The sequence below is a fragment of the Pseudomonas sp. NFACC41-3 genome (genome assembly GCF_900109505.1).
GTDB lineage: Bacteria > Pseudomonadota > Gammaproteobacteria > Pseudomonadales > Pseudomonadaceae > Aquipseudomonas > Aquipseudomonas chlororaphis.
The window spans coordinates 315,326-341,570 of sequence record NZ_FOAE01000005.1 but is presented as its reverse complement, the minus strand read 5'-3'; the positions used below and the strand labels follow the sequence as shown (position 1 = coordinate 341,570).

Below are 26,245 nucleotides of genomic sequence, written 5' to 3'. Positions count from 1 at the left end.
GTGCCCGAAAAGTGGGGTTCAAGCCAAGGGCTTCTAGTTCAGGATGACCCATCTCTGGTTAATCAGCAGCTCAATGGGCCGATATTGGGTCTTGTAGTTCATCTTTTTGCAGTTCTTGATCCAGTATCCGAGGTAGACCGCGTCCAGGCCCAGGCGCAAGGCTTCGCCGATCTGCCACAGAATGGCGTAGCGACCGAGGCTGCGGCGCTCTTCATCGGGTTCGTAGAAGGTGTAGACCGCGGAAAGGCCATTGGGCAGCAGATCGGTGACGGCCACGGCGAGCAGGCGCCCATCGAGGCGGAACTCGTAGAACCTGGAGAAGGGCAGGTCGCGAACCAGAAAGGTCGAGAACTGATCGCGGCTGGGTGGGTACATGTCGCCATCGGCGTGGCGTTGCTCGATATAACGCTGATAAAGGTCGAAATACTCTTCGCTGAACCCTGGTTTGACAGGCTGGACTTTCAGGTCGGCATTGCGTTTGAGAATGCGTTTTTGCTGACGATTGGGTACAAACTGCGCGGCAGGAATGCGTGCCGGAACACAGGCATTGCAGTTTTGGCAATGCGGCCGGTACAGGTGGTCGCCACTGCGGCGAAAGCCCATTTCCGACAGATCTGCGTAGACATGCACATCCATGGGCTGACTAGGATCGAGGAACAGCGTGGTCGCCTGTTCTTCGGGCAGGTAGCTGCAAGAGTGGGGCTGAGTGGCATAAAACTTCAAACGCGCCAACTCGGTCATGAATCAACCCTCGGGATTAGCTTTGAATTAAGTGTAAGCCACACCGGCAAAACCCGCCTAGGAAACCCATATGGCGCGGCTGGGCTGGTCCAGATGGCGCCGCAGATAGCCGGCGAACTCCTGGCGGGGGATGGCGCGGGCGCCCAGGCTGTGCAAGTGGTCGGTGGGCATCTGGCAGTCGATCAGGGCGAAGCCCCATGTCCGTAAATGTTGGACCAGCGTGACGAAGCCGAATTTCGACGCATTGTCGGCCCGACTGAACATCGATTCGCCGAAAAACAGCTGGCCCATTGCTAGCCCATACAGCCCGCCCACCAGCAAACCCTGATCCCAGACTTCGACCGAATGGGCATAACCGCGCTTGTGCAGTTCAAGGTAGGCATCCTGCATCGATTCGGTGATCCAGGTGCCGTCGGCATAAGGGCGTGGCGCCGCGCAGGCGCTGATGACCGCGGCAAAATCCTGATCGAAGGTGACCTGGTAGCGTTGCTGGCGCAGCAGCTTGCCCAGGCTGCGGGATACATGCAGTTCGTCTGGAAATAACACGGTGCGTGGGTCGGGTGACCACCAGAGGATGGGCTGGCCTTCGGAAAACCAGGGAAAGCAGCCGTGGCGATAGGCCTGGATCAGCCGGTCGGCCGACAGGTCGCCGCCGGCGGCCAACAAGCCGTTGGGGTCGCGCAGGGCCTTTTCCAGCGGGGGAAAGTCGAAGGTGTTGCGTTGTAACCAGGTCAGCATGGCATTCAGACTTGCGGAAGGGGAGGGCGGTGGCGGGCCTGCAAGGCCCGCCGCAAGCGTAGGTCGGGAGGTCAGTTGTCGTCGAGGAATTTCTCTGCATCGAGGGCCGCCATGCAGCCCGCACCCGCGGAAGTGACGGCCTGGCGGTACACATGGTCGGCCACGTCGCCCGCGGCGAACACGCCCGGGATGCCGGTGGCCGTGGCGTCGCCTTCGCTGCCACCCTTGACCAGCAGATAGCCATCGCGTATTTCCAGCTGGCCCTTGAACAGATCCGTATTGGGCTTGTGACCGATGGCAATGAATACGCCGGCCAGCGCGAGTTCCTGGGTCTCTCCGGTCAGGCTGTCGCGCAGTCGGGCGCCAGTGACGCCGCTGGTATCACCCAGCACCTCATCGAGATTCTGGTTCCAGTGCAGGCGGATATTGCCCTTGGCGGCTTTGTCGAACAGCTTGTCCTGGAGGATTTTCTCCGCGCGCAGCTTGTCGCGCCGGTGCACCAGGTGAACCTCTTTGGCGATGTTGGAGAGGTACAGGGCTTCCTCCACGGCGGTGTTGCCGCCACCGATCACGGCAACCACCTGATTGCGATAGAAAAAGCCGTCACAGGTAGCACAGGCGGATACACCTTTGCCGGCGAAGGTTTCTTCGGAGGGCAGGCCCAGGTACTGGGCCGATGCGCCCGTGGCGATGATCAGTGCATCGCAGCTGTAGGTGCCGCTGTCGCCCTTGAGGATAAAGGGTCGCTGCTGCAACTCCGCGGTATGGATGTGGTCGTAGACGATCTCGGTGTCGAAGCGCTCAGCGTGTTTTTGCATGCGCTCCATCAGCACCGGGCCGGTCAGGCCTTCGACATCGCCAGGCCAATTGTCGACCTCGACGGTGGTGGTCAGTTGACCGCCCGCTTGCAGGCCGGTGATGACGGTCGGTTTGAGGTTGGCGCGGGCGGCATAAACGGCAGCGCTGTAACCGGCAGGGCCGGAGCCCAGAATGATCAGGCGTGAATGCTTCGCTTCGGTCATAAAAACACCTCATAAGCCTTTGTCACAAAAGAGAATGCATGCTCAAATTGAATACTGCGTAAAGTGTTCCTGATTATGCTACACCCAGTATTGAGCAGCGTGGCACGGCGCTTACAAACCCGTACAATGCGGGTTTGTATCCCTATGTGGAATACATCGGCATTGCACGCGGCAGCTCTTACAGTTTCGCAATGCGTGGGCAGAATGTTAAAAGTAGCCCCAGTTACGCTCGTCAACTTTTTTACCTGCCTGGATTGGGCAGTATTTTTTAGTCGATCAACAGTTGGACGCGCCCATGGCGCAGGAAAAGACGCGTTTTGAAGAAATCCACCGCAGCACCTAAAACAGTAGTCCCACTCTGGCGCCAGCAATTGCACTACCGGCTCAAGGAAGGTGCGTTGATCGCGATTGGGGCCTTGTGCCTGTTCCTGATGATGGCATTGCTGACCTATGGCAAGGACGATCCGGGCTGGAGTCATAACAGCAAGATCGAAGATGTACAGAACTTCGGTGGTCCTGCGGGCTCTTACAGCGCCGATATCCTGTTTATGGTGTTGGGTTACTTCGCCTATATCTTCCCGTTGTTATTGGCGATCAAGACTTACCAGATCTTCCGTCAGCGCCATGAGCCGTGGCAGTGGAGCGGCTGGCTGTTTTCCTGGCGTTTGATCGGCCTGGTGTTCCTGGTGCTGTCCGGTGCCGCGTTGGCGCATATCCATTTCCACGCGGCGACCGGCCTGCCGGCTGGCGCAGGCGGGGCGCTGGGTGAAAGCCTGGGCGACCTGGCCAAGAACGCGCTGAATATCCAGGGCAGTACCCTGATGTTTATCGCGCTGTTCCTGTTCGGCCTGACCGTTTTTACCGATCTTTCCTGGTTCAAGGTCATGGATGTGACCGGCAAGATCACCCTCGACCTGTTCGAACTGTTCCAGGGCGCCGCCAACCGCTGGTGGGCTGCGCGTACCGAGCGCAAGCAACTGGTCGCCCAATTGCGCGAAGTGGATGCCCGGGTCGATGAAGTGGTCGCTCCGACCGTGACCGACAAACGTGAGCAGGCCAAGGTCAAGGAGCGCCTGATCGAGCGCGAGCAGGCCCTGAGCAAGCACATGTCCGACCGTGAGAAACAGGTCCCGCCGGTGATTGCCCCGGCCCCGGTCAAAGCGCCCGAGCCCAGCAAGCGCGTGCAGAAAGAGAAACAGGTCCCGCTGTTCATCGACAGCGCGGTCGAAGGCACCTTGCCGCCTATCTCTATTCTCGATCCGGCGGAAAAGAAACAACTCAACTACTCCCCCGAGTCGCTGGCCGCCGTCGGCCATCTGCTGGAAATCAAGCTCAAGGAGTTTGGGGTCGAAGTGTCGGTGGACTCGATCCATCCGGGCCCGGTGATTACCCGTTACGAAATCCAGCCGGCCGCCGGTGTGAAAGTCAGCCGTATCGCCAACCTGGCCAAGGACCTGGCGCGTTCGTTGGCGGTGACCAGCGTGCGGGTAGTGGAAGTGATTCCCGGCAAGACCACCGTGGGTATCGAGATTCCCAACGAAGACCGGCAGATCGTGCGCTTCTCCGAAGTGCTGTCGACCCCGGAATACGACAACTTCAAATCCCCGGTCACCCTGGCCCTGGGTCACGATATCGGCGGCAAGCCGATCATCACCGACCTGGCCAAGATGCCTCACCTGCTGGTGGCCGGTACCACCGGTTCCGGTAAGTCGGTGGGTGTGAACGCGATGATCCTGTCGATCCTGTTCAAGTCCGGCCCGGAAGACGCCAAGCTGATCATGATCGACCCGAAAATGCTCGAGCTGTCGATCTACGAAGGCATCCCGCACCTGCTGTGCCCGGTGGTGACCGACATGAAGGATGCCGCCAACGCCCTGCGCTGGAGCGTGGCCGAGATGGAGCGGCGCTACAAGCTGATGGCGAAGATGGGCGTGCGTAACCTGTCGGGCTTCAACGCCAAGGTTAAAGAAGCGATCGAAGCCGGTACGCCGCTGACCGACCCACTGTACAACCGCGAAAGCATCCACGACGAAGCGCCGCTGCTGACCAAGCTGCCGACCATCGTCGTGGTGGTCGACGAATTCGCCGACATGATGATGATCGTCGGCAAGAAGGTCGAAGAACTGATCGCGCGGATCGCCCAGAAAGCCCGTGCCGCGGGGATCCACCTGATCCTGGCGACCCAGCGTCCGTCGGTGGACGTGATCACCGGCCTGATCAAGGCCAACATCCCGACCCGCATGGCGTTCCAGGTATCGAGCAAGATCGACTCGCGGACCATCATCGACCAGGGCGGCGCTGAACAACTGCTGGGTCACGGTGACATGCTCTACATGCCGCCGGGCACCAGCCTGCCGATTCGCGTCCACGGCGCCTTCGTCTCCGACGATGAGGTGCACCGTGTGGTGGAGGCCTGGAAACTGCGTGGCGCGCCGGAGTACAACGACGACATCCTCAACGGTGTCGAAGAAGCCGGTAGCGGCTTCGACGGCGGCAGCGGCGGTGGTGACGGTGACGACGCCGAGACCGACGCGCTGTACGACGAAGCGGTGCAGTTCGTCCTCGAGAGCCGCCGGGCATCGATCTCCGCGGTTCAGCGCAAGCTCAAGATCGGCTACAACCGCGCGGCCCGCATGATCGAAGCCATGGAAATGGCCGGTGTGGTGACCGCCATGAACACCAACGGCTCGCGCGAAGTGATAGCGCCGGGTCCGATGCGCGACTAATGATCCGACACAGGCGGCGCGCCCCAGCGCCGTCGGTTTTTTCCACGAATCTAATGAGGACTCCCATGCGTCTTATCCGCATGTTGCTGGTACCGGTACTGGCTTTAACGACGCTGTCGGCCCATGCCGATCAGAAAGACGTGGCGCGCCTGACCCAGTTGCTCGAAAAGTCCCAGACCCTGACCGCGCGTTTCTCGCAGCTGACCCTCGACGGCAGCGGCACCCAGTTGCAGGAAACCGCTGGCGACATGGCGCTGAAGCGCCCGGGCCTGTTCTACTGGCACACCGATGCGCCGCAGGAACAACTGATGGTCTCCGACGGCAAGAAGGTTTCCCTGTGGGACCCGGACCTGGAACAGGTCACCATCAAGACCCTGGACCAGCGCCTGACCCAGACCCCAGCCTTGTTGTTGTCGGGCGATGTGTCGAAAATCAGCGAAAGCTTCGACATCAGCGCCAAGGAAGCCGGTGGCGTGGTGGACTTCATCCTCAAGCCGAAAACCAAGGACACCCTGTTCGACAGCCTGCGCCTGTCGTTCCGCAATGGCCTGGTGAATGACATGCAACTGATCGACAGCGTTGGCCAGCGCACCAATATCCTGTTCACCGGGGTCAAGGCCAACGAGCCGATCGCCGCCTCCAAGTTCAAGTTCGACATCCCCAAGGGTGCCGACGTGATCCAAGAATAAGTCGCCGCCAAGAGGTTTCAATCGTCCGCCATGGATCTGTTTCGCAGTGACCCGATCGCCCAACCCCTGGCCGCGCGCCTGCGCCCGGCCAACCTGGACGAGTACGTCGGTCAGGAACATGTGCTCGCCCGCGGCAAGCCTTTGCGCGAAGCGCTGGAGCAGGGGGCCTTGCACTCGATGATCTTCTGGGGGCCGCCGGGAGTGGGTAAGACCACCCTGGCGCGGCTCCTGGCGAAAGTCTCGGATGCGCACTTCGAAACGGTCTCGGCGGTGCTGGCCGGGGTCAAGGAGATCCGCCAGGCGGTGGAGATCGCCAAGCAGCAGGCGGCCCAGTACGGGCGCCGGACCATCCTGTTCGTCGACGAAGTGCACCGTTTCAACAAATCCCAGCAGGATGCCTTCCTGCCCTATGTCGAAGATGGCACCCTGATTTTCATCGGTGCGACCACCGAGAACCCGTCCTTCGAACTGAACAACGCACTGTTGTCCCGGGCCCGGGTGTATGTGCTCAAGAGCCTCGATGAGGCGGCGCTGCACAAGCTGGTGCAGCGGGCCTTGACTGAAGAGCGCGGGCTGGGCAAGCGCCAGCTGAGCCTCAGCGACGAAGGCTTCCAGATGCTCCTGGCGGCGGCGGACGGCGATGGCCGGCGCCTGCTCAACCTGCTGGAGAACGCCTCCGATCTCGCCGAAGACGGCACGCAAATCGGTGTCGAGCTGCTGCAAAGCCTGCTGGGCGATACCCGCCGGCGTTTCGACAAGGGCGGCGAAGCCTTCTACGACCAGATATCGGCGCTGCACAAATCAGTCCGCGGTTCCAACCCGGACGGTGCCCTGTACTGGTTCGCGCGGATGCTCGACGGTGGTTGCGACCCGCTGTACCTGGCGCGGCGCGTGGTGCGCATGGCCAGCGAAGACATCGGCAACGCCGATCCACGGGCACTGAGCCTGTGCCTGGCGGCCTGGGACGTGCAGGAGCGCCTGGGCAGCCCCGAAGGCGAGCTGGCGGTGGCCCAGGCTATCACCTACCTGGCCTGTGCGCCGAAAAGCAACGCCGTGTACATGGGCTTCAAGGCCGCCATGCGCAGCGCCGCCGAACATGGGTCGCTGGAAGTGCCGCTGCACCTGCGCAATGCGCCGACCAAACTGATGAAGCAACTGGGTTACGGCGACGAATATCGTTATGCCCATGATGAGCCGGATGCCTACGCGGCCGGCGAAGACTACTTTCCCGAGGCGCTGGAGCCGCAACCCTTCTATCAACCCGTGCCTCGTGGCCTGGAACTGAAGATCGGCGAGAAGCTCAAGCACCTGGCGGAGCTTGACCGGGCCAGCCCCAAGCAGCGGAGAAAACCGTGATCCCGTTGATCCTTGCCGTCTCGGTGGGTGGTATTGCCGGAACCCTATTGCGCTTTGCCACCGGTAACTGGATCAGCGCCAATTGGCCGCGGCACTTCTATACCGCGACGCTGGCCGTTAATATCGTGGGCTGCCTGCTGATCGGCGTGCTGTACGGCCTGTTTCTGATACGCCCGGAGGTGCCCATCGAGGTGCGCGCCGGGTTGATGGTGGGCTTCCTTGGCGGCCTGACGACTTTTTCATCCTTTTCACTGGATACGGTACGTCTGCTGGAAAGCGGACAGATACCGCTGGCCCTTGGCTATGCGGCCATCAGCGTATTCGGCGGGCTGCTCGCGACCTGGGCTGGCCTGTCCCTGACCAAACTTTGATAAACGAGAGACCGACATGCTCGATTCCAAACTGTTACGTAGCAACCTTCAGGACGTAGCGGACCGCCTGGCATCCCGTGGCTTTGCCCTGGATGTAGCACGCATCGAAGCGCTGGAAGAGCAGCGCAAGACCGTCCAGACCCGCACCGAACAACTGCAGGCCGAACGTAACGCGCGCTCCAAGTCCATCGGTCAGGCCAAGCAGCGCGGCGAAGACATCGCGCCGCTGATGGCCGACGTCGAGCGCATGGCGGGCGAGTTGGCGGCTGGCAAGGTCGAGCTGGACGCCATTCAAACCGAGCTGGATGCGATCCTGCAGGGCATTCCGAACCTGCCCCACGAATCGGTGCCGGTTGGCGACGACGAAGAGGGCAACGTCGAAGTGCGCCGCTGGGGCACGCCGACGGCGTTCGACTTCCCGATCCTGGACCACGTCGCCCTGGGCGAAAAACACGGCTGGCTGGACTTCGAGACCGCGGCCAAGCTGTCGGGCGCGCGTTTTGCCCTGCTGCGCGGGCCGATCGCCCGTCTGCACCGCGCCCTGGCGCAGTTCATGATCAACCTGCACACCAGCGAACACGGTTACGAAGAGGCCTACACCCCTTACCTGGTGCAGGCACCGGCATTGGTGGGCACCGGCCAGTTGCCGAAGTTCGAAGAAGACTTGTTCAAGATCAGCCGTGAAAACGAAGCCGATCTGTACCTGATCCCGACCGCCGAAGTGTCGCTGACCAATATCGTGGCCGGCGAGATCCTCGATCCGAAGCAACTGCCGATCAAGTTCGTCGCCCACACCCCGTGCTTCCGCAGCGAAGCCGGTTCGTCGGGTCGCGACACCCGCGGCATGATCCGCCAGCACCAGTTCGACAAGGTCGAGATGGTCCAGATCGTCGAGCCATCGACTTCCATGGAAGCCCTGGAAGGCCTGACCGCCAACGCCGAGAAAGTCCTGCAACTGCTGGAACTGCCTTACCGCACCCTGGCGCTGTGCACCGGCGACATGGGCTTCAGCGCGGTCAAGACTTACGATCTGGAAGTGTGGATCCCGAGCCAGGACAAGTACCGCGAGATTTCGTCGTGCTCCAACTGCGGTGACTTCCAGGCCCGCCGCATGCAGGCGCGCTTCCGTAACCCGGAAACCGGCAAGCCGGAGCTGGTGCATACCCTGAACGGTTCCGGCCTGGCGGTCGGTCGTACCCTGGTGGCGGTGCTGGAGAACTACCAGCAGGCCGACGGTTCGATCCGTGTGCCTGAGGTGCTCAAGCCTTACATGGGCGGCCTTGAGGTCATCGGCTAAATGGAATTTCTGCCGCTGTTTCATAACCTGCGCGGCAGTCGTGTGTTGGTGGTCGGCGGCGGGGAGATTGCCTTGCGCAAATCCCGCCTGCTGGCCGACGCCGGTGCGCTGCTGCGGGTAGTTGCACCTGAAGTGGAACCCCAGTTGCGCGAGCTGGTCACGGCCAGCGGCGGCGAATGCCTGTCGCGCGGTTATGCCGAGGCGGACCTGGACGGCTGTGTGCTGATCATCGCTGCTACCGACGACGAACCGCTCAATGCCCAGGTCTCCGCCGATGCTCATCGGCGCTGCGTGCCGGTCAATGTAGTGGACGCGCCGGCCCTGTGCAGCGTGATCTTCCCGGCGATCGTCGACCGTTCGCCGCTGGTGATCGCCGTCTCCAGTGGCGGCGATGCGCCGGTGCTGGCGCGCCTGATCCGGGCCAAGCTGGAAACCTGGATTCCCTCGACCTACGGTCAGCTGGCCGGCCTGGCCGCGCGTTTTCGCAATCAGGTCAAAGGCCTGTTTCCGGACGTGCAGCAGCGTCGTGCCTTTTGGGAAGACGTGTTCCAGGGACCAATCGCCGACCGGCAGCTGGCCGGGCAGGGCGAGGAGGCCGAGCGCTTGCTGCAGGCCAAGATCGCCGGCGACGCGCCCCATGCGCCGGGCGAGGTGTATCTGGTAGGCGCCGGGCCGGGCGATCCGGACCTGCTGACCTTCCGCGCCTTGCGCCTGATGCAGCAAGCCGATGTGGTGCTCTACGACCGCCTCGTAGCACCGGCGATTCTCGAGCTGTGCCGTCGCGATGCCGAGCGGGTGTATGTCGGCAAGCGCCGCGCCGATCACGCCTTGCCTCAGGAGCAGATCAACCAGCAATTGGTGGACCTGGCCAAACAGGGCAAGCGCGTGTTGCGTCTGAAGGGCGGCGATCCGTTCATCTTCGGCCGTGGTGGCGAAGAGATCGAAGAGCTGGCGGCCCAGGGCATTCCGTTCCAGGTGGTGCCGGGGATTACCGCGGCCAGCGGTTGCGCGGCCTATGCCGGCATTCCTTTGACCCACCGTGACTATGCGCAGTCCGTGCGTTTCGTCACCGGGCACCTGAAGGATGGCACCACCGATCTGCCCTGGGCCGACCTGGTCGCGCCTGCGCAGACCCTGGTGTTCTACATGGGCCTGGTGGGCTTGCCGGTGATCTGCGAGCAGTTGATCCGGCATGGCCGTTCGGCGGATACGCCGGCCGCCTTGATCCAGCAGGGCACGACCTCCAACCAGCGAGTGTTCACCGGCACCTTGGCGGATCTGCCGAAGCTGGTGGCGGAGCATGAAGTGCATGCGCCGACCCTGGTGATCGTCGGCGAAGTGGTACAGCTTCGCGAGAAGCTCGCCTGGTTCGAAGGCGCGCAGTCGCAGGTCTGAAAAGCATCGCGAGCAAGCTCGCTCCTACAGGTATCCGCGATCCCTGTAGGAGCGAGCTTGCTCGCGATAGCGATCTCAACCTTTGCGCCAAACCCCACGCCCGCTCAAACGCTCGCGATCATGCGCCGCATCGAAGTCCTGCGCCGGCCCTTTCGGCACGATGCCGGTCGGGTTGATGGTGCGATGGCTGGCGTAGTAGTGCCCCTTGATATGGGTGAAATCCACGGTTTCGCCGATCCCCGGCCACTGGTACAGCTCTCGCAGCCAGTTCGACAGGTTCGGATAATCGGCGATCCGCCGCAGGTTGCATTTGAAGTGACCGTAATACACCGCGTCGAAGCGAATCAGTGTGGTGAACAGGCGGATGTCCGCTTCCGTCAGGTATTCGCCGGCCAGGTAGCGTTGGCCGGCCAGGCGCCGTTCCAGCCAGTCGAGTTCGGCGAATAGATCGTCGAAGGCCGCTTCGTAGGCTTGCTGCGAAGTGGCGAAGCCGGCGCGATACACGCCGTTGTTCACCGCCGGATAGATGCGCGCGTTCAGTTCGTCGATTTCGCGGTGTAGCGGCTCCGGATAGAAGTCCAGGCCGTTACCGCTCAGGTCATCGAAGGCGCTGTTGAACATGCGGATGATTTCCGCCGATTCGTTGCTGACGATGCGTTTCTGCTGCTTGTCCCAGAGCACGGGCACGGTGACGCGGCCGGTGTAGTCGCGGGTATCGGCGGTGTAGCGTTGGTGGAGGAAATCCAGATGGTCCAGCTGGTCGCCGCTGGAGCCCAGGGCTCGGTCGAAAGTCCAGCCCTGTTCCAGCATCAGCCAGCTGACCACCGACACATCGACCAGGCTCTCCAGGCCCTTGAGCTTGCGCAGGATCAGTGTGCGGTGCGCCCAGGGGCAGGCCAGGGATACGTACAGATGATAACGGCCGGCTTCCGCGCGAAAACCGCCTTCGCCGCTAGGGCCTGGTTTGCCGTCAGCGGTCACCCAGTTGCGGCGTTGCGCCTGTTCGCGCTGGAAGGCGCCGTCTTTGCTGCTTTCGTACCACTGGTCGTGCCAGCGTCCTTCAATCAGCAGGCCCATAAAAAACTCCTCGGTCAGTGTGCATTGGAGTGCAGTCTAATCCGAGGAGTTCGAACGAATTACGCAAAAGTCCGGCAGTTATGATCGGTTAAATCGATCTATCGCGAGCATCCCAGTAGTGCTGAGCCCGTTCGAAAGCCTGTTCCCGAGGCATGCCGAGCCCGCGCAGGGCCAGGGCCATGGTGGCGATCAGCGCCAGTTGCGGGTAGCTGTCCTGCACATCGCCGCGCCAGACGGCTTTCAGGTGCTCGGGGTCGAGGCTGGCCGGTTTGACATGGCGCTGCTCGGACAGCGCCGGCCATTCCTCATCCCAACTGACACCGCCAGTGGTGCCGTACAAGTGGCTGGCGCTGTCCGGGTTGATCTCGATTTCGCCACCGTCGCCCTTGATCACAATGACGTTGTCCCCCAGCAGGCCGCTGGCATCGCGATGCACGCCCTGATAGCCGGGGTGGAAGATGCTTTGCAGGCCGCAGCGCGCGCCCAACGGGTTGAGGATGCGCGCCAGGGAGTGGATCGGCGAGCGCAGGCCCAGGGTATTGCGCAGGTCGATCATGCGTTGCAGCTGTGGCGCCCAGTCGCCCAGGGGGATGAAGGCCAGGTTGCCCTGGGCCAGCGCGGTATCGACCGCCTGCCAGTCGCGGCACAGCGGGATGTGCAGCGGCTCCAGCAATTGCTCGGTGTACAGCCGGCCGGCGGTATGGGCGCCGCCGCCGTGCAGCAGGATGCGCACGCCGTTTTGCGCCAGGCACTTGGCGGCCAGCAGGAACCAGGGCAGGTGGCGCTTTTTGCCGGCGTAGCTGGGCCAGTCCAGATCGACCTTGATCGGCGGCGCCTGCAGGCGCTGGCGCAGGGCTTCGGTAAAGCCCGCCAGCTCCTCGGGGCTTTCTTCCTTGTGCCGCAATAGCATCAGGAAGGCGCCGAGCTGGGTGTCCTCGACCTTGTCGTCGAGCAGCATGCCCATGGCTTCCCGGGCTTCTTCACGGGTGAGGCTGCGGGCGCCGCGTTTGCCTTTGCCGAGAATGCGCACGAACTGCGCGAAAGGATGCTCGGCGGGCGTCTCGATGGTCAGCGGGGTGTGATCGGTCATAAGCAATTGGTCGGCTTGGGCAGGCCCGCCAGCTTGGCGGCAAGTTTGGCGGGAGTGCCTTTGAACAGTCGGTTCAGGTGCAGGCTGTTGCCCTTGTCCGGGCCCAGCTTCAAGGCGGTGTATTTGATCAGTGGGCGGGTCGCGGGCGACAGCTGGAACTCCTGGTAGAAGCCGCGCAGCAGCTCGAGGACTTCCCAGTGCTCGGGGGTCAGTTCGATCTGTTCCGCCGCGGCCAGGGCCGCGGCCACTTCGCTGGACCAGTCGCCCAGTTCCACCAGGTAGCCGTCCTTGTCCAGGGCGATGGCGCGTTCGCCGACAGTCAGTGCGTTCATAACCAGCTGTTGACCTTGTCGTACTGGATCGACAGCGCGACGAACGCCGGGTAATCGACACTCGTGGCCCAGTCCGGGACCTCCAGGCCGCGGGCCTGGTGGTCTTCCGCCAAAACGTAGAGCGACAGCGTCTCGCCGCGTGCCTGCAGGGCCGCCAGCGGCGCGCTACCGGGCTGCAGGGCGTACACCGCATCGCCGCACAGCAGGATGGCATCCTGCGGGCCAAGCAGGCGCAGGCAACTGGTCAACCGGGAGTCGGTGAAAGGCGAGTGGGATAGCACGTGCAAGGTCGACATCAGAGAGTGATCACTTGGTCAAAACGGTCAATAAGTGCGCCGAGTTCGGCCGGGGCCAGGACCTGCACCTCGTCCAGGTTCAGCGCGGCCGGGTCCAGGCCGCGTTCCGCCACGCTGGCGCCGCAGGCGAACAGCTGCTCCACACCAAACAGCGGCAGGGCCTGCAGATTGGCGCTGAGGTCCTTTTGCTGCACGGCAGCGGCTTTTTGCCCGGGGGCCAGCTGAAACACGCCATCGTCAAGAAACAGCAGGCCGATCGGCAAGTCGAAGGCGCCGCCCGCCAGGACGATGTCCAGGGCTTCGCGGGCGCCGGGGCCGGACCAGGGTGCCTGGCGGCTGATGATCAACAGGGATTGCGCCATGTTTCATGGCCCTCCGAAACAGATCAGGCGGTCGGCCGCCTGTACGGCGTCGTGCAACTGGCCGAGCCCAGAAAGCTCCCAGGGCGCGCTCAGATTGACGGCCGGGCGCTGGTAGCGCGCGGCTTCCTCCTGGTTCAACACCCCGCGGCGCAGGGCGGCGGCAATGCACACCACGCCATCGAGCTGGTGCTCGTTGACGAAGGTTCGCCATTGCGCGGGCAGGTCCGCTTCGTCCTGCGGGGTGACGATGTTGTCCGATGCGCTGTGCACGCCATCCTGATAGAAAAACAGCCGCACGATCTCGTGGCCGCCGGCCAGCGCTGCCTGGGCGAATGCCAGGGCGCGGCGCGAGGAGGGCGCGTGAGCAGCGGAAAAAAGGGCAATGGCGAACTTCATGTAGAACTCTGTCTGCAAACCTGGGGCCATGATAAAGCTTTATGTCGGGCCCGGCGAAGTGGCTTTAGCGCGGCATATAGCCCAGCTGCCAGCGATGGGGGATCTTCAGCGACAACAGCCCCAGCAGCGCCGACAGCAGGCCGCTGACGAACAGGGCCGCGAGGCCCAGATGCTGCTCCAGCACGGCGCCCAGCACGGCGCCGGCGAACATGCCGCCCCAGGGCACCAGTTGGATGCGCCAGCCATTGCGCCGCTCGCCGAGCATCCAGCGGCCCAGGCCGCGACCAAAGCGCGACAGGGCGCCGGTGACATAGGTCAGGCCCACGGGCAGCCCGTTCACTTCCTCGACGGCAGCATTGAGCATACCCATGGCGATGATCGCGGCCAGCACCGCCGGTAGCCGTTGTTCAAACGGCCAGGCAGCTGCCGCGCACAGCAGCGTGGCAATGCACAACAGCAGCGGCAAGGCCCGGCGGCCGCCCAAGCGGCTGACGACGATGCCCAGGGCGTTGCCCGCGATGAAGGTGACGACCAGCAGCACCAGGTGCAGGGTCAGGGCCAGGTCGGCATCGCTGATGGCGACGGCCAGGCGCGTGGTGTTGCCGCTCATGAAGGAGACGAAGTCCCCGGTGGCGATGAAACCGATGGCGTCGGTCATGCCGGCCAGCACCGACAGGCTGGCGACCAGGCACAGGCCTATGCGGCCGCGCCATTTCTGGCGCCGCAGCAGCTGCGGGTTACTACGAAGGCTGGTGGAAGAGGGCAGCATCAGCGTTGACTCATGGTGACAATGATCCTTTATCGAAGGCCCGAGCGGCGCTCAATCGCGTGGCAGGCCATGTAGCTGGCAATACTCGCTCCAGGGCATGCCGGCCATTTCCGCCACTTCCCGGTGCACTTCGAGCCGCCGCGCGGCGAATTCTTCCGCGCTCTGCGCGGTCAGTTGCAGGCTCAGCTCCCAGGCAAACAGACCCTGGCGTTCCGCCTCGGCCTCGAAGGCTTCGTGCAGTCGCTCCGCGCGGTATTGCTCCTGGGTTTCGCCCCTGGCCTGGGCGGCCAAGGGGTTGAGGTGATCGAGTGCTTCACGAAGCTCGGGGCGTGCCGCGAGAAACTTTTGCAGGGCCACTTCATGCGGGTGTTCGGGGGCGGCCATCGGCGATCCTGGATGGGGTTGAAGGAAGTCGTTTCGGATTGGGGCTGTGCGAAAGCCCAGCGACCATAACGCCTGGCCGGTCCAGCGTCAAAATGCTCCCGGGTGGAGTGGTGCGACGGACGGTCCGCACCGTGCCACTGAGCGGATTGCCCAGGCAAAAATGCGTGCTGGATAACACTTTCCACTGAATGCCTTGGTATGAGCCCCGTTCTTGTGACCTATTCTCAACGGGCACTCTCTCCAAGTGGCGTCGCCAAGGAGGAATTTCTCATGCTCTCGATGGACGAGCTTTGCCAGATCCTGGAGTCCGGTTTCCTGCCGCTTTCCTGCACTTGCACCGTCAACTCCGACGGCTCCCTGGCGATCAAGGTTTTCGAGCCGCAAAGCGGACGGATCGATCTGTTCATTACCGGGGTATCGACCGAGCATCTCACCAGTGTTCGCGCGGTGGCCAATTTTGTCGGTGAGTTGCGGACTGAAATCAGGGCAGGGCGTCGGGCATTTGCCGGCGGTTTCTAGTCGTTGTGCAAGTGGACCATCGGGCAGGTTGAGTGCGCTTCCTTGCGCCAGTGTCGGACGTCTGAGTTGTGCGGGGAGGGCTAGTTTTCAGACAACTCTCTCCAGTTCGCCAGCGTGACGCCGCTGCGCTCGGCGAATGTCTGCATGGTGCGGTAGGTCCCGCCGCAGGGGGTGTCATGGGTAATCAGGCACCCGGAATGCAGAAAGGCCAGATACCAGGTGTCGCTGTCGCTCAATCGCTTGCCCTGGTAAGTGAAGGTTCTTTGCGAACCTGCGAAACAGTAGCGAATTTCGAAAGTCTTGATGCTGTTCATCGCCGCGTCCTTTGGGCTGTGTTGGGTGGTGGCGATTCAAGATTATTCCCAAAAGGACGCGTTGACTTGCACCACTCATCCGAACTGCATGGACAGTCGCCGTTCATTCCTCAAATGCCTCGCGGCATTCTCCTGTATCCCAAATGCCCCTGGCTGAAACCGCCCTCAATAGGTGTCATGTTGCGCCAGGCAGCGGGAACTTCCGTCAATCGAGGCCTTTGCGAAGAAACTGCCATTTTCCTGTTCCGGGACGTGATGGGGTTAACGGTTTTTTGACAGATATCAGGTGATGATCGCGGGGCGGGAATACCGTTCGGCGAAAGAAGCAGGTGTTTCTAACGATAAGCCCGGGCAAGTGATACATTTCTCGATTTTTTAGGGATGAGGAAGACATATGCGAGTTTGGCTAGGCGCGTCGCTGATGGGACTGTTGGCCGGGTGTTCGTTACCCACGGCTTTGGCACCGGGCAAGCCGAATGTCAGTGAGCTGACTGGCAAAACGCCGAAAGATTACGCGCAGTGTGTTCTGCCGGCCTGGCAGCGCGAGACGCCCAGGAGCACCCAGTCCGATATCTCCAACGGCTATCGGATCACCGCCCCTGGCAGCCTGGCATCGGATGAGGTCATGGAAGTGGTGAAGTCGAAGAACGGCAGCCTGGTCTCGCTCTACCAGGGAACCCCCTGGGCCAAGTCCGCGGTGCTGAAAAAGGCCGTGCATGATTGCCTGTAGGCCGCTTCATGCCTTCTGCGAAGGGGTTGTCAAAGTGACAGCCCGTTGCCGTTGAATCGCGCGTTCCTGCCCACAAAAAAAGCCCTGATTAATCAGGGCTTTTTTTGTGCCGGGTCTTGTCCGGGTCTCACCTTGCTCGCATTCAGGCGAACTCTTGAATCATCAAGGTCCTTTTCTGCATAAAAACAGGACAAATCAGACAGTTTTTTTGACGGCTTTATCCGTCCAGTAGACAATGGCGCGTTAGCCACCACCCATGATGGCCATTATGTCCGTTTTCAGCAGGAGGGCTGCCAGGGTTGGGGCGGTCCCTGTATGCGATACCCATGGCCTTGCCGCTGTCAGGCGGTGATCGAGGGCATTGGCAGCAGGCCGATCGTAGTACCGGGTGTTGTTGACTCACTCCTTTGGTTACACCCGACTAGTCTCTCTAGGGGAATGTGGTTTTAGCGGGCGTTTCGGACCGTCGATCGATGCTGTCCGAAGGCGTCCCAACAAAATAGTGTCACTCAAGTAGCTGAAGCCAATAGCGAATAAGAAGTCAGCGCAGGAGCGACATATAAACTGAGGTCGATAGTGTCATGTCGGCCTTGTGTGCCCACCCTTCAGTTCTTCTGAGTGCGGGAACCCATGGCGGTGCCGGGGCGACTGATGATCGAGAATGGGGGGGCGGATGGCGTTCTATCGTAGGAACTACAGTATGTTGAAAAAAGTGAACACGGCCCTGCTGGGCTTGGCGATGACGATGGGGCTCAGCTCCGCGTACGCCGCCGAGACCAAGAAAGTGGATGTGCTGCTCATCGGTGGCGGCATCATGAGTTCGACCCTGGGTGTCTGGCTCAATGAGCTGGAGCCGGGCTGGTCGATGGAAATGGTCGAGCGTCTCGACGGCGTTGCCGAAGAAAGCTCGAACGGCTGGAACAACGCCGGTACCGGTCACTCTGCCCTGGCGGAGCTGAACTACACCCCGGAAAACAAGGACGGCAAGGTCGAGATCGCCAAGGCCATCGAGATCAACGAAGCGTTCCAGATTTCCCGCCAGTTCTGGTCGTGGCAAGTCAAGAACAATGTCCTGAAGGACCCGCGTTCGTTCATCAACTCCACTCCGCACATGAGCTTCGTGTGGGGCGATGACAACATCAAGTTCCTGAAGAAACGCTACGAAGCGCTTCAGGCGAGCCCGCTGTTCGCCGGCATGCAGTACTCCGAAGACCCGGAGCAGATCAAGCAGTGGGTCCCGCTGATGATGCAAGGGCGCGATCCGAAGCAGAAGATCGCCGCCACCTGGTCGCCGCTCGGCACCGACGTGAACTTCGGCGAGATCACCCGCCAGTTCGTCGGCCACCTGAAAGCCCAGCCGAACTTCTCGCTCAAGCTGTCGAGCGAAGTGGAAGACATCAAGCGTAACGAAGATGGCTCCTGGCGCGTGGTGTACAAGAACCTGAAAGACGGTACCGAAACCCAGACCGACGCCAAGTTCGTGTTCATCGGCGCCGGCGGCGGTGCCTTGCACCTGCTGCAGAAGTCGGGCATTCCTGAAGCCCAGGAATATGCCGGTTTCCCTGTGGGCGGCTCGTTCCTGGTGACCGAGAACCCGGCGATCGCCGAGCAGCACCTGGCGAAGGCCTACGGCAAGGCGTCGGTCGGCGCTCCACCGATGTCGGTTCCGCACCTGGACACCCGCGTGCTGGACGGCAAGCGCGTGATCCTGTTTGGCCCGTTCGCGACCTTCTCCACCAAGTTCCTCAAGGAAGGTTCGTACCTCGACCTGCTGACCACTACCACCACTCACAACATCTGGCCCATGACCAAGGTCGGCATCAAGGAGTACCCGCTGGTCGAGTACCTCGCCGGCCAGCTGATGCTGTCGGATGAAGATCGTCTGAATGCCCTGAAAGAGTACTTCCCTAACGCCAAGGCTGAAGACTGGCGTCTGTGGCAGGCCGGCCAGCGCGTGCAGATCATCAAGCGCGACGAGCAGCTGGGTGGCGTGCTGAAACTGGGCACCGAGATCGTCAGCGCCAAGGACGGCAGCATTGCCGGCCTGCTGGGTGCTTCGCCAGGTGCTTCGACCGCCGCGCCGATCATGCTCAGCGTGCTGGAGAAGGTCTTCAAGGACAAGGTCGCGACTCCGGCCTGGCAGGCGAAGCTGCACCAGATCGTGCCGAGCTACGGTACCCAGCTCAACGGCAGTCCTGAGCGTGTCGCCCAAGAGTGGGCCTACACCAGCGAAGTGCTGCAATTGACTCCGCCACCGGCCATCGGCCAGATCGCTGCACCTGCGCAACCTGCGGCTGAAAAGCCGAAGGCGCCAGTGAGCAACCCGTCGGCTGACATGGCCCTGTAATACCGGCCGCACCCGACCTGTCGGGTGAACCGGAGCCTGGGGCGGATATCCGCTCCAGGCTAAAAAAAACGCCGCTCCCAGGAGCGGCGTTTTTTGTTTGTGCGGCGCATTCAAGAGCCTTTTCCCTCGCGTCCTGCAACCCTGCCTTGCGCCCATGGTGCATTTCTAACCGAAACATCCAGGTCATGCCTGCCCGGGAACTATTGCCGGGAAATCCCTTTCCATAAGCTCGACGCAATGATGCCTGGAGAAGGCGATGTTCAGAGCTGGCTCTTTAATCTCGATCGTCTCGATTCTGCTGTCGATCCCGCTGGATGCCGGTGCGCAGCCCGGTACGCAGGCAAATGCCCGGTACTCCAACGATCATGCGAATTGGGAGCGCCTTCCCGTGGTCAATGACTACCAGGTGAGAGCGCTGTTGCAGGCTTCGAAACGGGACTGGAACCCGGCCGCGGCGCTGCCGGCCAATGCCAGGCAGAACCTTCGCCGGGGCAGGACGTTGCCCAGGCAGCAGTCGCGACGCTTGAACCCCAGGCTGGTCCAGCAGTTGCCGCATTACGACGGCTACCAATGGTGGCGCGCGGGTTCCGATCTGCTGCTGGTCAGGACCTCGAACCAGATGATCTTCGACGTCCTGGTCGATGCCTTCCAGTAGGACTGGCCCCGATCAGAAGTTGATCGAGGCACTCAAGCGCGCGGTCAGGGGCGCGCCCTGGAACAGGTAGCCATCGCCCATGTATTCACCGGCGTCACGCCAGTAGCGCTTGTCGAACAGGTTGTCCACGGTCAGCCGGAACACGGTGTCGTAACCGTCGATGCGGGTGCTGTAGCGGCTACCGATGTTGAACACGGCGTAGCTGCCGGTCTGCACCTCACCCTCGCGGTTGGCGTACTTGCGACCGCTGTACTGCACGCCGCCGAGCAGCGCCAGGCCGTCGAACCAGGGCAGGGCGTAGTCGCCATAGAGGCTGGCGCGCAGGGTCGGTACGTTGAGCGCCTGGTGACCTTCGTACTCCGGGGTGTCGCTGCCGGTGACCCGCGCGCGGATCGCCGCGACGCTGGCCGAGACCTGCAGACGTTGGCTGGCCCAGCCATTGGCCGAGAGTTCCAGGCCGGTGTTCTTCTGTTCGCCCTGCTGGGTGAAGGTGAAGGTGCCGTCGCCATTCGGCCGGGAGTATTGATAGGCCTGGCGGATCTGGAACAGCGCCGCGGCCAGGCTGATGCGCTGCCAGTCGTACTTGATGCCGGCCTCGATCTGCCGCGACACGGTGGGCGCGAGGATTTCAAAGGCATTGCTGGCGAACCACGGCGCCTCGCCACCCAGGGACAGGCCCTTGCTGTAGCGGGTGTACAGCGCCAGGTTCTGCACCGGCTTGTAGATCAGAGCGGCCTGGGGCAGGAACACATAACGCTGGGTGTGGCGGGTGGTGTCGCCCTGGCTGTCGAAGGTTTCCTCGTCCAGGCGTACTTCACGCCCGCCGAGCACGGTCTGCCAGTGTTCGTTGAAGCTGATGCGGTCGTTGAAGAACAACCCGTACTGGCGGCTGTCCAGGCGGCGGTAGGAGTCGTTGAGCGGGCCGTCGTAACGGGCGAAATCCGCTGGCGTGCCGTCGATGTTGGCGCTACCGATCATCTGGTTGATCGGGTCGCGTTTGTCCACCACGCGGCGGAACGCGCTGGTGCCGACGCTGAGTTCGTGACCCAGGCCGCCGGTGTCGAAGTTGCCGCTGAGGACGGCCTGAACCTCGTCGTTGCGCCGGGTATCGTCCGGGCTGCGGAAATCGTAGAGGTCGTAGTCGCCCTCGGGGCTGAAGTGGTTGGGCACCGCCGCGCCGGCGCAACTGGCGGCACCGTAGCAGCCCCAGGCGAACGAGCTGTAGTCGTCGACCACCACCCGGCTGCGCGAGGCACTGAGGTTGCCTTTCCACTGATCGTTGAAGCGGTACTCGAAGTTGCCGTTGAGGTTCAGCGCGTCGGTGCTGACCGGTTTCGAACCGCTCTGGTGCGCCAGGAGCTTTTTCGGCGAGGCGTGGTGCGGCAGGCTGGAGCCGCCGAGCAATTGATAACCCGGGGCCGAGCGCTGTTCCTTGGTCTGGTACTCGACGTCCAGCTGTAGCAGGGCGTCGGGGCTGATGTTCCAGTCGAAGGCCAGGGAGGCGAAGTCGCGCTGGCCATTGGTGTGTTCGACGTAGGAGTGGATGTCCTCGTGGGCCAGGTTGGCGCGCAGCCCGAACTGCTGCTCGCTGCCGAACCAGCCACCGACATCGGTGGCCACATAGCCGCTGCCGCGATCGTCGGTAGAGACTGTGACCGAGCGCACGTCGGTGGGCCGCTTGGTCACGTAGTTGATCAGCCCGCCGGGTTCGCTGACGCCGCTCTGCAGGCCGTTCAACCCCTTGAGCAATTCCACCTGCTGCTTGTTTTCCAGGCCGACGTTCTGCTCGCCGGTGATGCTGCGGCCGTTGATCCGATAGCTGCTGGCGGCGTTCAGGGAGAAGCCGCGCACCGTGAAGTTCTCGTAGTAGCCGACCGGTGCATAACTTTCGCCGACCGAGGCGTCGTTCTTCAGCACCTCGCTGAGCAGGCGGGCCTGTTGGTCCTTGATCAAGTCTTCATTGATCACCGCGATCGAGGCGGGTGCATCGAGCAGGGGAGCCGCCTCGAAACCGCCAACCGCGGCGCTGCCGGCCTGATAACCGGAGCGGTCTTCGCCGGTCACGGTCAGCGCCGGCAGTTCGGTTTCGGCGGCCTGGGCCACGGGCGCGGCACCGGCCAGCAGCAGGCTCAGCAGATTGCGCGCGAACCGCGGGGCGGGCAACCCCTGGCGGGAGGCCCGGTAAAGCATATCCATGAAAAGCTCCTCGACGATGGCGCGAGTACCAGGCACAAAGGGCCGGGCGCGCTCGGGAAAGCGTCGTGCTGTTTAAGACGGGGGAAGCGTGTGTGCCCTGAAGGCGTCAGGCCGGATGTGCTCCGGTGGTCATTGGCAAGACGAAATCGGCGACCCATTCTTGAGGCGCGCCATCATACAAGAGATCGGGCCCGCGGCATGCCCCGACGTGCCGCGTCGCTTGGATCGCCAGCAAGCCTGGCGCCTACAGAGGCGATAGCGCGCGGGGGCGTTCAGCCGGCCTTTCTGCTCTGATGCACGGGAAGCTCGACGCGGAAGGTGGTGCCGACACCGACCTCGCTGCGCACCGAGATGTCGCCGCGGTGTTTCTTGACGATGCCGTAGGACAGCGACAGCCCCAGCCCCGTGCCCTGGCCCACGGGTTTGGTGGTGAAAAACGGGTCGAAGATTTTCTGCAGGCTGTCCGGCGGAATGCCCGAGCCATTGTCGGCCACTTCGATCCACACGTTCTCGCCCTCGACGCCGTTGCGCAGGGTAATGGTGCCCCGTTCGTTGCCCATGGCCTGGGCAGCGTTGACGATCAGGTTCATCACCACCTGGTTGATCTGCGAAGGCAGGCACTCGACCTCCGGCAGCTCGGCGTACTCCTTGATCACGTCGGCCTTGTACTTGATTTCGGCGGCGACGATGTTCAGGGTCGAGTCGATGCCCTGTTGCAGGTTCGCCCATTGCCATTCCTGGGTCGAATCGACCCGGGAAAAGTCCTTGAGATCCTTGACGATCTGGCTGACCCGACCGATGCCGTCCTTGGACTCCTTGATCAGCAGCGGAATGTCCTCGAGGAGGAAATCCAGCTCGATATCCGTGCGCAGCTGTTTCAGCCGATCACGCAGTTCGCTGGCGCCGATCCCGGTTTCGGCATTGCCATAAGCCTCGAGCATCTCCTGCAGGCGCTTGAAGTAGTTGTCCAGAGCGCCGAGGTTGGAGGAAATGAAGCCGATCGGGTTGTTGATTTCATGGGCGACCCCGGCGGCCAGCTGGCCCAGGGAGGCGAGCTTTTCCGATTGCACCAGTTGGCTTTCCAGCAGCTTGCGCTCGTCGATTTCCCGTCGCAGCGCGGCGCTGGCCTGCTTGAACGCCAGGGTACGTTGCTCCACCCGTTCTTCCAGCTCGCTCATCTGCAGCTGCGCGCGCATGGTCATTTCCCATTTGGTGGTGAGGGTGTTGGCCATCTGCTGGACTTCGATATTGTCGAAGGGCTTTTTCAGGATCAGCAGCCGGTCGTGACCGTTCAGGCGATCGAGCAACTCGTCCCAGGAATAGTCGGAGTAGGCGGTACACACCACCACTTGCAGCAGTGGGTCGTGCTTCCACAACTCTTCGATGGTTTGCGCGCCGTCCCAGCCATCGGGCATGCGCATGTCGACGAAGGCCAGCGCATAGGGTTGCCCCTTGCCCGCCGCCTCCAGCAGCTTGCCCAGGCCTTCCTGGCCACCGTAGGCCGAGTCCAGTTCGAACACCGTGGCGGTGGTTTTTGGCGCACTGCCGAACAGCGCGCTCTCCATCGCATCGAGGTCGGCGCTGTCGCCGGTCTTGGGCGTGAGGATCTTGCGGAAGTCGTCGTGGATCGCCGGGGTGTCGTCGATCAGCAGGATGCGCCGGTTTATCGGGTTGTTCATGCCTCAACCTCGGCGGTGATCAGGGGGATCTGCAGGACGAACAGCGCGCCTTTGCCTGGGCCGTCGCTGTGGGCGGTCAGGTGGCCATTCATCTCGATGGCCGCCAGGGCGCAACTGTGCAGGCCGAACCCATGGCCTTCCTTGCGGGTGGTGAAGCCGTGGGCAAAGATGCGGGTCATGTTTTCCGGAGCGATGCCTTCGCCTTCGTCGCGCACGCTGATCTGCAGGGTCTCGCCGTCGACCACCGCTGCCGCCAGGGTCATGTTGCGCGTCTGGTTGGACAGGTCGGACATGGCGTACTTGGCGTTGCTGATCAGGTTGATCAGGATCAGCAGCAGGCGATGCTTGTCGCCCATGATCAGTGGTACGTCGGCGTATTCCTTGCGCACGGTCACATGATGGCGGGTGAGGGCGCCGGAGTTCATGCGCAGCGCGTCTTCGAGCAGTTCGCTGACCGACAGCGGTTCCAGCAGGCTGCTGGCGCCCGCATAGGATTGCTGGGTAGCGACGATGTCCTTGATGTGATCGACGCTTTTGCTCAGTTGGCTCAGTTCCTCGGCCATGCCTTGCTGTTCCAGGTCGATGGCCTCGACCAGCTGGTTCAGGTAGCCGGGCAGCAATTTGCCCTTTTCGTCCTCGGTGAGATAGCTGCCCAGGTCCTGCTTGTGTTCGTTGATCAACTGCATCGCCTTGCCCAGCCCCTGGGCCTTGCTGTTGCGCAGCTTGCGGCTGACCAGGTCGGCGGAGATGTTCACGCTGTTGAGCACGTTGCCGACGTTGTGCAGGACATTGGTGGCGATTTCCGCCATGCCGGCCTGGCGGGCGGTGTCGAGCAGTTCGCTCTGGGTATCCTTGAGTTGGCGCGTGCGCTCTTCGACCCGTTGCTCGAGCTCGTCGTTGGCGGCCACCAGGGCGCGGTTTATCTGGTTGATCTCGGCAAAACTGCGGATCAGGCGAATGCCCAGCCAGATCAATAGCAGCACCAGTAGCGCGGAAAACAGCAGCAGGTAGAAATGGTAGCGCCGGTCGACGGCTTCGGCCTGCTGCTGGTCGCGGTTGAGCAGCACGGTGATGTCGTCCAGGCGCTCGTCGACCGGCACTACTTCGATTTCCTCCAGCAGGCGGTTGACCTTGGGTTGCTCGCGCAGGATCAGCCCGACGTGGTTGCTGAGGGTATCGATCAGCTCATGGAACTCCCTGGGCAAGCGCTCCTTGTTGACCGCCAGCTTGTTCAGGCCCACCAGGATGTCCGCGGCCCTGTCGTCGGAGGTGACCTGGGCGAATTCCAGGCTGCTGAGCAACAGATCGTAGGTATCGGTGGCGATGCTCTGCAGCTGCAGTTTGTCCGCGTCGTGCAATTGAGCGAGCTCCAGCTGGATATCGTCCTCGGCGGTCGGCAGGAAGGCCAGGGAGTTGCGCAGCACAGCATTGTGCGACTTGAACTGTTCCACCAGCCGGGTCTTTTCCTTTATCGCGTTCAGGTAGCCATCATGGGCGTTGCGCCACAGCGGCGAATCGTCGCGCTGGTTCTGCGCTTCCATCGAGTCGAATTTCTGCCACAGGCGCGTCATTTCACCCAGCGGCGAAACCAGCGGGTCGTAGTTATGGGTGATGGCCACCCTGGCCTTGAGTATTTCATTTTCCCACAGCGAGTCCTGCTGCTTGATCTGGCGGATCAGGTCGCGGGATTCGGTGTAGGTCGCGGTCTGGTCGGACCTGGACTTGAGGTAGAGAAACAACAGGATCGAAGCCAGCAGGACCGCCAGGGCGGACAGCAGCAGGATGCTCACGCGACGGGATACTTTCATAAGGGTTTGCCTTCCCATTCGCCGGTCAGGGTCTTGAGGAATTTGACGATCAGGCGTTTGTCTTCCTCGGACGGCGTACGCCCCAACTGGTACTTGAACATCACCGCCACGGCGCCTTCGAGGGTGGCTTGCGAACCGTCGTGGAAGTACGGCGCGGTGACCGCGACGTTACGCAGGCTCGGCACCTTGAACACATTACGGTCTTCTTCTTCGCCCGTGACGTTGAACCGTCCCAGGTCGGCCTCGGTCGGATTGCCCCGGACCGCGAAGTAGTCGCCGAGCACGCCGAATTTCTGGAACATGTTGCCGCCGATATTCACCCCCTGGTGACAGGCGATGCAGCCGTATTCCTGGAAGCGCTGGTAGCCGTACTTTTCCTCGATGTCGAGGATCTCGGTGTTGCCCGCCAGGTACTGGTCGAAGCGCGAGTTGGCACTGAGCAGGGTGCGCTCGTAGTCGGCCAGGGCGCCCTGGATATTGCTCTGGGTCACGGCGTCGGGGTAGGCGTCGGCGAAGGCGGTGCGATAGGCCGGGTCGTCGGCAATGCGCTGCATCACGACTTTCCAGTCGCTGCCCATTTCGCTGGGGCTCTGCACCACGATATGCACCTGGTCTTCCAGGGTTTCGACCCGACCGTCCCAGAACTGGTGGAAGTTCAGGCTGGCGTTGAACACGCTCGGGGTATTGACCGCCACGGGCTTGCCATCGAAACCCAGGGAGTGCGGAACGGTATCGGCACCGCCTTTGTCGAGGCGATGGCAACTGGCGCACGACAGGCTGTTATTCACCGACAGACGCGGGTCGTTGAACAGGCGTTGTCCCAGTTCGACCCGCTTGCTGTCCAGCGCCGGTGCTGCGGGGAGGGGGTTGAGCGGTCCTTCCAATGGCGCGGCCTCGGCGCCTGGAGCGAGCAGCAGGCTGGCCGAAAGGAGCAATGCGAGTGACGACATGGTCGG

General features: G+C 62.4%; 26 protein-coding genes. 10 read left to right on the top strand and 16 right to left on the bottom strand.

Annotated elements, in window-relative coordinates; translation table 11 throughout:
- Nucleotides 1–33 precede the first annotated feature (33 nt).
- The 3 genes from BMY68_RS23115 to trxB all read right to left on the bottom strand — a co-directional run bounded on the left by BMY68_RS23115 (nt 34) and on the right by trxB (nt 2,501).
- Entirely contained in the window at nt 34–741 is a 708-nt protein-coding gene (locus BMY68_RS23115) for an arginyltransferase (RefSeq protein ID WP_007929216.1), read from the bottom strand.
- A 57-nt stretch (nt 742–798) separates the two neighbouring features.
- On the bottom strand, nt 799–1,479 hold the full coding sequence (gene aat / locus BMY68_RS23110) for a leucyl/phenylalanyl-tRNA--protein transferase (RefSeq protein WP_085534134.1): 681 nt from the start codon (nt 1,477–1,479) through the stop codon (nt 799–801).
- A gap of 71 nt (nt 1,480–1,550) precedes the next feature.
- Nucleotides 1,551–2,501, bottom strand: a complete 951-nt coding sequence (gene trxB / locus BMY68_RS23105) for a thioredoxin-disulfide reductase (RefSeq protein ID WP_085534136.1) — start codon at nt 2,499–2,501, stop codon at nt 1,551–1,553.
- A 317-nt stretch (nt 2,502–2,818) separates the two neighbouring features.
- Here trxB and ftsK point away from each other — a divergent pair, with 317 nt between their 5' ends.
- From ftsK to cysG, 6 genes are all read left to right on the top strand, one after another.
- Nucleotides 2,819–5,227 carry a DNA translocase FtsK gene (gene ftsK / locus BMY68_RS23100; protein WP_009044578.1) on the top strand — a complete coding sequence of 803 codons (2,409 nt, stop codon included), beginning with the start codon at nt 2,819–2,821 and terminating at the stop codon, nt 5,225–5,227.
- 65 nt (nt 5,228–5,292) lie between these two features.
- Complete coding sequence (gene lolA, locus BMY68_RS23095) at nt 5,293–5,916, top strand: outer membrane lipoprotein periplasmic chaperone LolA (RefSeq protein ID WP_007929220.1); 624 nt, start codon at nt 5,293–5,295, stop codon at nt 5,914–5,916.
- 30 nt (nt 5,917–5,946) lie between these two features.
- The gene (locus tag BMY68_RS23090; protein WP_009044577.1) at nt 5,947–7,272 is read left to right on the top strand and encodes a replication-associated recombination protein A; all 1,326 of its coding nucleotides are present in this window, start codon (nt 5,947–5,949) and stop codon (nt 7,270–7,272) included.
- Nucleotides 7,269–7,643 (top strand): fluoride efflux transporter CrcB, encoded by a 375-nt coding sequence (gene crcB, locus BMY68_RS23085; protein WP_007929222.1) that lies wholly within the window; start codon nt 7,269–7,271, stop codon nt 7,641–7,643. The genes BMY68_RS23090 and crcB overlap by 4 nt, the downstream gene beginning before the upstream one ends.
- A gap of 16 nt (nt 7,644–7,659) precedes the next feature.
- The gene (gene serS, locus BMY68_RS23080; RefSeq protein ID WP_085534138.1) at nt 7,660–8,940 is read left to right on the top strand and encodes a serine--tRNA ligase; all 1,281 of its coding nucleotides are present in this window, start codon (nt 7,660–7,662) and stop codon (nt 8,938–8,940) included.
- Nucleotides 8,941–10,335, top strand: a complete 1,395-nt coding sequence (gene cysG, locus BMY68_RS23075; protein ID WP_085534139.1) for a siroheme synthase CysG — start codon at nt 8,941–8,943, stop codon at nt 10,333–10,335.
- Nucleotides 10,336–10,410: 75 nt separating this feature from the next.
- On the opposite strand, the gene BMY68_RS23070 is transcribed toward cysG, so the two are convergent.
- The 8 genes from BMY68_RS23070 to BMY68_RS23035 form a co-directional block, all read right to left on the bottom strand.
- Nucleotides 10,411–11,412, bottom strand: a complete 1,002-nt coding sequence (locus BMY68_RS23070) for a glutathione S-transferase family protein (protein WP_085534141.1) — start codon at nt 11,410–11,412, stop codon at nt 10,411–10,413.
- A gap of 88 nt (nt 11,413–11,500) precedes the next feature.
- Nucleotides 11,501–12,502, bottom strand: coding sequence for a glycosyl transferase family protein (locus BMY68_RS23065; protein ID WP_009044573.1), 1,002 nt, complete (start codon nt 12,500–12,502; stop codon nt 11,501–11,503).
- Nucleotides 12,499–12,834 (bottom strand): TusE/DsrC/DsvC family sulfur relay protein, encoded by a 336-nt coding sequence (locus tag BMY68_RS23060; protein ID WP_009044572.1) that lies wholly within the window; start codon nt 12,832–12,834, stop codon nt 12,499–12,501. The genes BMY68_RS23065 and BMY68_RS23060 overlap by 4 nt, the downstream gene beginning before the upstream one ends.
- On the bottom strand, nt 12,831–13,130 hold the full coding sequence (gene tusB / locus BMY68_RS23055) for a sulfurtransferase complex subunit TusB (RefSeq protein WP_085534143.1): 300 nt from the start codon (nt 13,128–13,130) through the stop codon (nt 12,831–12,833). The genes BMY68_RS23060 and tusB overlap by 4 nt, the downstream gene beginning before the upstream one ends.
- Nucleotides 13,130–13,492, bottom strand: coding sequence for a sulfurtransferase complex subunit TusC (tusC, locus tag BMY68_RS23050; RefSeq protein WP_085534145.1), 363 nt, complete (start codon nt 13,490–13,492; stop codon nt 13,130–13,132). The genes tusB and tusC overlap by 1 nt, the downstream gene beginning before the upstream one ends.
- A gap of 3 nt (nt 13,493–13,495) precedes the next feature.
- Nucleotides 13,496–13,888 carry a sulfurtransferase complex subunit TusD gene (gene tusD, locus BMY68_RS23045; protein WP_062826274.1) on the bottom strand — a complete coding sequence of 131 codons (393 nt, stop codon included), beginning with the start codon at nt 13,886–13,888 and terminating at the stop codon, nt 13,496–13,498.
- A 64-nt stretch (nt 13,889–13,952) separates the two neighbouring features.
- Nucleotides 13,953–14,657 (bottom strand): YoaK family protein, encoded by a 705-nt coding sequence (locus tag BMY68_RS23040; RefSeq protein WP_085534147.1) that lies wholly within the window; start codon nt 14,655–14,657, stop codon nt 13,953–13,955.
- A gap of 51 nt (nt 14,658–14,708) precedes the next feature.
- Nucleotides 14,709–15,041 carry a DUF6388 family protein gene (locus BMY68_RS23035; protein WP_085534149.1) on the bottom strand — a complete coding sequence of 111 codons (333 nt, stop codon included), beginning with the start codon at nt 15,039–15,041 and terminating at the stop codon, nt 14,709–14,711.
- Nucleotides 15,042–15,311: 270 nt separating this feature from the next.
- On the opposite strand from BMY68_RS23035, the gene BMY68_RS23030 reads away from it, so the two are divergent.
- Nucleotides 15,312–15,560: a DUF1652 domain-containing protein gene (locus BMY68_RS23030; protein ID WP_062825345.1), complete on the top strand. Its 249-nt coding sequence runs from the start codon at nt 15,312–15,314 to the stop codon at nt 15,558–15,560.
- Nucleotides 15,561–15,640: 80 nt separating this feature from the next.
- Here the strand turns inward: BMY68_RS23030 and BMY68_RS23025 are convergent, their stop codons facing one another.
- Nucleotides 15,641–15,874: a DUF6555 family protein gene (locus BMY68_RS23025; RefSeq protein ID WP_009044565.1), complete on the bottom strand. Its 234-nt coding sequence runs from the start codon at nt 15,872–15,874 to the stop codon at nt 15,641–15,643.
- 394 nt (nt 15,875–16,268) lie between these two features.
- Between BMY68_RS23025 and BMY68_RS23020 the strand changes: the two genes are divergently transcribed.
- The 3 genes from BMY68_RS23020 (at nt 16,269) to BMY68_RS23010 (ending at nt 19,606) form a co-directional block, all read left to right on the top strand.
- On the top strand, nt 16,269–16,604 hold the full coding sequence (locus tag BMY68_RS23020; protein WP_009044564.1) for a hypothetical protein: 336 nt from the start codon (nt 16,269–16,271) through the stop codon (nt 16,602–16,604).
- 700 nt (nt 16,605–17,304) lie between these two features.
- Nucleotides 17,305–18,951 carry a malate dehydrogenase (quinone) gene (gene mqo / locus BMY68_RS23015; RefSeq protein ID WP_009044563.1) on the top strand — a complete coding sequence of 549 codons (1,647 nt, stop codon included), beginning with the start codon at nt 17,305–17,307 and terminating at the stop codon, nt 18,949–18,951.
- A 256-nt stretch (nt 18,952–19,207) separates the two neighbouring features.
- Complete coding sequence (locus BMY68_RS23010; RefSeq protein ID WP_085534151.1) at nt 19,208–19,606, top strand: hypothetical protein; 399 nt, start codon at nt 19,208–19,210, stop codon at nt 19,604–19,606.
- A 12-nt stretch (nt 19,607–19,618) separates the two neighbouring features.
- Here the strand turns inward: BMY68_RS23010 and BMY68_RS23005 are convergent, their stop codons facing one another.
- The 4 genes from BMY68_RS23005 to BMY68_RS22990 all read right to left on the bottom strand — a co-directional run bounded on the left by BMY68_RS23005 (nt 19,619) and on the right by BMY68_RS22990 (nt 26,239).
- The gene (locus BMY68_RS23005; RefSeq protein ID WP_085534152.1) at nt 19,619–21,802 is read right to left on the bottom strand and encodes a TonB-dependent siderophore receptor; all 2,184 of its coding nucleotides are present in this window, start codon (nt 21,800–21,802) and stop codon (nt 19,619–19,621) included.
- A 272-nt stretch (nt 21,803–22,074) separates the two neighbouring features.
- Nucleotides 22,075–23,481, bottom strand: coding sequence for an ATP-binding protein (locus BMY68_RS23000; protein ID WP_085534154.1), 1,407 nt, complete (start codon nt 23,479–23,481; stop codon nt 22,075–22,077).
- The gene (locus BMY68_RS22995; RefSeq protein ID WP_085534156.1) at nt 23,478–25,289 is read right to left on the bottom strand and encodes a DAHL domain-containing protein; all 1,812 of its coding nucleotides are present in this window, start codon (nt 25,287–25,289) and stop codon (nt 23,478–23,480) included. The genes BMY68_RS23000 and BMY68_RS22995 overlap by 4 nt, the downstream gene beginning before the upstream one ends.
- The gene (locus BMY68_RS22990) at nt 25,286–26,239 is read right to left on the bottom strand and encodes a cytochrome-c peroxidase (RefSeq protein WP_085534158.1); all 954 of its coding nucleotides are present in this window, start codon (nt 26,237–26,239) and stop codon (nt 25,286–25,288) included. Before BMY68_RS22990 ends, BMY68_RS22995 begins: the two co-directional genes overlap by 4 nt.
- Nucleotides 26,240–26,245 lie beyond the last annotated feature (6 nt).